The 5,491-nt window shown below is 68.5% G+C and carries 6 protein-coding genes; all 6 read right to left on the reverse strand.

The window, feature by feature from the left end; translation table 11 throughout:
- Positions 1-615 (reverse strand): ABC transporter ATP-binding protein (locus B2X67_RS13360; RefSeq protein ID WP_286785791.1); only part of this gene is annotated, 615 nt, incomplete at its 3' end.
- 85 nt (positions 616-700) lie between these two features.
- Positions 701-1,522, reverse strand: a complete 822-nt coding sequence (locus tag B2X67_RS13365; RefSeq protein WP_282341834.1) for a helix-turn-helix transcriptional regulator — start codon at positions 1,520-1,522, stop codon at positions 701-703.
- A gap of 574 nt (positions 1,523-2,096) precedes the next feature.
- Positions 2,097-3,446: a DEAD/DEAH box helicase gene (locus B2X67_RS13370; RefSeq protein ID WP_286785792.1), complete on the reverse strand. Its 1,350-nt coding sequence runs from the start codon at positions 3,444-3,446 to the stop codon at positions 2,097-2,099.
- A gap of 93 nt (positions 3,447-3,539) precedes the next feature.
- Complete coding sequence (yedA, locus tag B2X67_RS13375) at positions 3,540-4,421, reverse strand: drug/metabolite exporter YedA (protein WP_286785793.1); 882 nt, start codon at positions 4,419-4,421, stop codon at positions 3,540-3,542.
- A 96-nt stretch (positions 4,422-4,517) separates the two neighbouring features.
- Positions 4,518-4,994 (reverse strand): NYN domain-containing protein, encoded by a 477-nt coding sequence (locus tag B2X67_RS13380; protein WP_286785794.1) that lies wholly within the window; start codon positions 4,992-4,994, stop codon positions 4,518-4,520.
- 75 nt (positions 4,995-5,069) lie between these two features.
- Positions 5,070-5,491, reverse strand: a 422-nt coding sequence (locus B2X67_RS13385) for a DUF2076 domain-containing protein (RefSeq protein ID WP_286785795.1), incomplete at its 5' end; no start/stop codon positions are given.

A 5,491-nucleotide genomic window follows, 5' to 3' on the forward strand; every position in this document is an offset into this window, starting at 1 on the left:
CGCTTCTTCCTGGTCGTGGGTGACCAGCACGAAGGTGATGCCGACCTCGCGCTGCAGGCGCAGCAGTTCGGACTGCATCTCCTTGCGCAGCTTGCGGTCGAGCGCCGCCAGGGGTTCGTCGAGGAGCAGCACGGTGGGCTTGTTGACCAGCGCGCGGGCCAGCGCCACGCGCTGCTGCTGGCCGCCGGACAGTTCGTGCGGCTTGCGCGCGCCGAAGCCGGACAGGCGCACCATCTCCAGCGCTTCGTCGGCCAGGCGGCGCTGCTGCGCGCGATCAGGACGCGGCGTGCGGTAGCGCAGGCCGTAGGCGATGTTCTCCGCCACCGACAGGTGCGGGAACAGCGCGTATTGCTGGAACACCATGTTCACCGGGCGCTGGAACGCCGGCACGCCGACCACGTCGCGGCCGGCCAGCAGCACCTGACCTTCGCTGGGCTGCTCGAAGCCGGCGATCATCCGCAGGGTGGTGGTCTTGCCGCAGCCGGAGCCGCCGAGGAAGGTGTGGAAGGCGCCGCGCGCGACACGGAAGTTAAGGCCATCGACGGCGGTGACGCCGCCGTAGCGCTTGACCACGCCGTGGAACTCGATATCGAAGGACTGCCCGTACTCGCTCACGCTTCTTCCCCTGCGGTTGCATTGCAGGGTTCACGCTATCAACCGGCTTCGCGCCGCGTATATATCCCCCGGGGGATAGAGGCGATCAGCCGGTGGCGCGCAGGTCCGCCGCACGCTCGGGCAGCGTCAGCTCGCGGATGAACAGGCCGAGCAGCTCCGACTGGCTGCCGATGCCGAGGCGGGCGTAGAGGTTCTTGCGGTGGATCTTCACCGTGCCGGGGCTGATCGCCAGCAGCTCGGCGATGGACGCGCTGGAGTGCCCGCGCAGCAGCAGACGCACGATCTCCTGCTCGCGCGCGGTTAGCACCCCGGCGCCGAAGCGGGCGAAGGCTTCGTGGACGCTGTAGTCCAGGTCCTGCGCCGGGCGCGGCCGCTCGGCGCGACGCAATTGCCAGGCTTCGCGGACCACCTGTTCGACCACCGGCCGGGCGCATTCGAGGATCTGCATCTCGTCGCGCGAATAGGCCGGGCTGGACACGCTGCGCATCAGCGAGAGCACCGCCTTGGCGCCGCAGTCGAGGTCGACGAAGAAGGCGATTTCCTCGGTCTGGCCGGTTTGCTGGTAGTAGGTCAGGTAGTACTCGCCGAGGTAGAAGTGGTCCGGCGCCAGCTGCCGCAGCCGCCACAGCCCGGCGGGCTGGTTGCGCGTGCAGGCCAGGTAGAAGGGATCGAGCAGGTAGGGGCCGGCCTGGTAATCCTCGACGTAGATGTGCCGGGTGTCGGCGGGAAAGGTGTCGAACAGCGCCAGCGGCCGGTGATTGCCCTCATAAACGAACAGCACGAAGTGATCCACCGGGCAGACCTGCCGCAGCCACTGGCTCAACCCGCGCAGGCGCGCACGACCGGGTTCGAGCGACAACAGGTGGGCGATGCCGCAGCTCCAGTGCTTGAGGAATTTATGGGGCATTGGCGATCTCGCTCGGCCGCTGGACGAAGGTGCGGCGAAAAAATGCACGATCTGCGCCAGCCCTCCGCAAGCCCCGTGGCAGCGCGATCCACCCTTGCGCTGCGACCGACCCGCGCACCGCTTTGGGTCATCCGACCCCAATCGAGGTAACGCAACCGTCTCACCCCACAGATGCGCCCCCCCGACCGTAGGGTGGGTTAGCGGCGATATGCAAAGGAATCAACCACACCACCCACCTCCACCGCCGCGTAACCCACCAGGTGGTGGTTGGCGATACCTCGCTTGGTGGGTTACGGCGCGGAAGCACCGCGATTGCCCGGCCCCACAGGGTGCGCCTAACCCACCCTACGGATGCGCCAAGCCCGACCGTAGGGTGGGTTAGCGGCGATGTGAAGAGGAATCGACCCCACCCCCACCTTCACCGCCGCGTAACCCACCGGGCGGTGGTCGGCGATAGCTCGCTTGGTGGGTTACGGCCCGGAAGCACCGCGATTGCCCGGCCCCACACGGTGCGCCTAACCCACCCTACGGATGCGCCGACCTTGACGGCGGCGATGTGCCGAGAACGCCTGCGTTACGGCTTCTTCGGCTTGCCGCCCTTGGGTGCGCCCTTCGCCGGGCCTTTGCCGAAGGCCGGTGCCTTGCGCACGGCCTTGGCGGCGGGCTTTTCGTCGTTGTCGAACCAGCGCCCGAGGTGGACCTTGCCGCCGGGGCCGGGGTCCTTCTTCTGCTTGGGCTTCTTCGGTTTCTTCAGCACCTGGCCGCTGGCGTCGGTCGCCGGAACCCGGTGATCCGGCTCGAAACCGGCTTCTTCGATGCGTTTGAGGGTCTGCTTGGTCAGCACTTCGATGGCCCCGAGCAGCTGCACCTCGTCGGCGCAGACCAGCGAGAGCGCCTCGCCGGCCGCTCCGGCGCGCCCGGTGCGGCCGATGCGATGCACGTAATCCTCGGCGACGATCGGCAGATCGAAATTGACCACCAACGGCAGGTCGTCGATGTCCAGCCCGCGTGCGGCGACGTCGGTGGCGACGAGGATCTGCACCTCGCCGTCCTTGAACCGTTGCAGTGCGCGCAGACGCGTCGGTTGCGGCTTGTCGCCGTGGATCGCGTCGGCGCGGATGCCATTGCGCTGCAGTTCGCCTTCCAGCTCGTCGACACCCTTGCGGGTCTTGGCGAACACCAGCACCTGGCCCCAGCGGTTCTTGCGCAGCAGGTGCAGGAAGAGCTCGGACTTGCGCTTCTTGTCCACCGTGACCAGCCATTGGCGCACGCTCTTCGCCGCCGCGTTGCGCGGGCTGACCTCGATCGACAGCGGATCGCGCAGCAGCTCGCCGGCCATCTGCCGGATCGCCTCGGAGAAGGTCGCGGAGAACAGCAGGGTCTGACGTCTCGATGGCAGCGCGGCGAACAGGTCGTCCAGCTCGCGGGAGAAGCCGAGGTCGAGCATGCGGTCGGCTTCGTCGAGGATCAGCGTCTGCAACTGGGCGAACTTCACCGCGTTCTGCCGGTACAGGTCGAGCAACCGCCCAGGGGTCGCCACCAGCACGTCGATGCCCTTGCGCAGCTTCATCATCTGCGGGTTGATGCTGACCCCGCCGTACACCGCGTAGCTGCAAAGCGGCAGGTGCTCGCCGTAGGTGAGGAAACTCTGCTGCACCTGCTCGGCCAGCTCGCGGGTCGGCACCAGCACCAGCGCGCGGATCGAGTTGGGCGCCACCTGCGGGCCTTCCAGGGTCAGCCGCTGCAACAGCGGCAGGGCGAAACCGGCGGTCTTGCCGGTGCCGGTCTGCGCGGCCGCCATCAGGTCGCGGCCCTTGAGCACGGCGGGAATCGCCTCGGACTGCACCGGCGTGGGCGTCTGGTAGCCGAGGGCCTCGAGGGTGCGCAGCAGGGGTTCGATCAGGCCGAGGGAAGCGAAGGTCATGAAAAAAACCGGGAAACGGAACGAGGCGCGCAGTTTAACCCCAGAGGGGCCGTAGGGTGCGCCGCGCGCACCGTCAGTATTTCCGATGGGCGACTACGTCCCACGCCGCCACTGCGGCAGCCCGATCAGCACCACCGCGCCGACGATCAGGCCCATCGCCAGCCACTCCTCATGGCCGATGCGTTCGCCAGCGAAGGCGATGCCCAGCAGCACGGCGACCACCGGATTGACGTAGGCGTAGCTGGTGGCCGCCGCCGGACGCACGGTCTTCAGCAGGTAGAGGTAGGCGCTGAAGGCGACGATCGAGCCGAACAGCACCAGATAGGCCAGCGCCGCCCAGCCGGCCAGCGTCGGCGCCTGGGTCATGCGCTCGCCACTGGCGACGCTGCCAACCAGCAGCACCGCGCCGCCGACCAGCATCTGCGCAGCGCTGGCCATCGGCCCGGCCGGTTGCGTGAGGCTCTTGCTCCATACCGAGCCGAACGCCCACGCTGCGGCGGCGAACAGCACCAGGGCGGCGCCCAGCGGGCTGGCCTGGAGGTTGGAACCGAGGTTGAGCAAGCCGATGCCGACCAGCCCGAGGATGATCCCGGCCCATTCCAGGCGCGTGTTGCGATGTCCCCAGAACAGGCCGAATACCAGGGTGAACAGCGGCATCGTCGCCACCGCCAGGGCCGCCACGCCGGACGCCACGCCGCCGTGCTCGGCCAGGGTCACGCCGCCGTTGCCGCAACTGAGCAGCAGAAAACCCACGGCCCCGGACGCCAGCCACTGGCGCCGCGTCGGCAGCGGCGCGCCGCGCCAGCGCTGCCAGACGAACATCAGGCTGCCGGCGATGAGGAAGCGCACCGCGGCCATCAGCAGCGGCGGCCAGGATTCGACGCCGATGCGGATCACCAGGTACGTGGAGCCCCAGACCAGGTAGAGCGCGGCGAAGGCGCCGACCAGCAGCAGGGGAAAACGAGGCGCGGACATGCTCGGAGCTCACGGCGAAGGGCCGCCGATTCTGCGTCAGCGCCACGCGCGCCGACAGATACAGAAGCCGAGTGGAGCACCGATACAGGCGCCCGTTCAGTGACGCAGCAGCAGCTCCCCCTCGATCGGGTGGTAGTGGCCGGCGGAACGGATCAGCGATTGCGCGGTGAGGCCGGGCACGCCGTAGACGCGGGTGGTCACGCCATCACGGGCGACGCGCTCGAGCAGCAGGTCGAAATCGCCGTCGCCGGAGGCCAGCACCACTTCGTCGACGCGCGGCGCGGCGTCGAGCATGTCGATGGTGATGCCGACGTCCCAGTCGCCCTTGGCCGAACCGTCGCTGCGCTGGATGAACGGCTTGAGCATCACCGTGAAACCCAGGTTGCGCAGGATCTGCTGGAACTGCTGCTGCTTGGGATCGCCACGCTCGATGGCGTAGGCGTAGGCCTCGACGATCTCGCCGTGGCCGGCTACCGCGCGCCACAACGCGGTGTAGTCGAAGTGGCAGCCGTGGATCTGGCGCACGGTGTAGTAGAGGTTCTGCACATCGGCGAACAGCGCGATTCTTTTCAACGGATGACCCACGGCAGCGGCAAAGGACCGCGATTATGCGCGCTTCGCCGCCGCCCTGCGGTGCGTTGGTCGCGCTCAGACGAAGCTGTCGTCGTCATCGAAGAAGCCGCCACCGCTGTCGTCCAGGCCCGCGTCCTGGTAGCCGTCATCGCTCGGATAGTCGTTGCCGCCCGAGTAGTCGGCGCTGTCGCTGGCGGCGTAGTCCTGGGTCTGTGCGCTGTCCGCGGCGGCCGGCTGCTCCTTGATGATCTCGACGATTTCCTGCGGCTGCGAATGCTGGAACAGGCCGGTGAGCATGTTGCCCAGTACCATACCGCCGGCCACGCCCGCGGCGGTCTGCAGCGCGCCGCCGAGAAAGCCGGTGCCGCGCGAGGGCGCCTGGGGCTGGGCATAGCCCTGGCCAAAACCGCCCGGCGCCGGGTTCGCCGGCGGCACGGCGGACGAGCGTGGCCCCGGCTCGTTCCAGCCGCCTCGATCCGCGCCAGATCGGAAGAGCG

This window comes from Pseudomonas sp. UBA3153, assembly GCF_002364635.1.
Lineage (GTDB): Bacteria > Pseudomonadota > Gammaproteobacteria > Pseudomonadales > Pseudomonadaceae > Pseudomonas_O > Pseudomonas_O kuykendallii.

Bases quoted from the DNA above. Each gene is read 5' to 3' on its own strand.
- B2X67_RS13365 (WP_282341834.1), bottom strand. From the start codon at position 1,522: ATGCCCCATAAATTCCTCAAGCACTGGAGCTGCGGCATCGCCCACCTG.
- yedA (WP_286785793.1), bottom strand. From the start codon at position 4,421: ATGTCCGCGCCTCGTTTTCCCCTGCTGCTGGTCGGCGCCTTCGCCGCG.
- B2X67_RS13370 (WP_286785792.1), bottom strand. From the start codon at position 3,446: ATGACCTTCGCTTCCCTCGGCCTGATCGAACCCCTGCTGCGCACCCTC.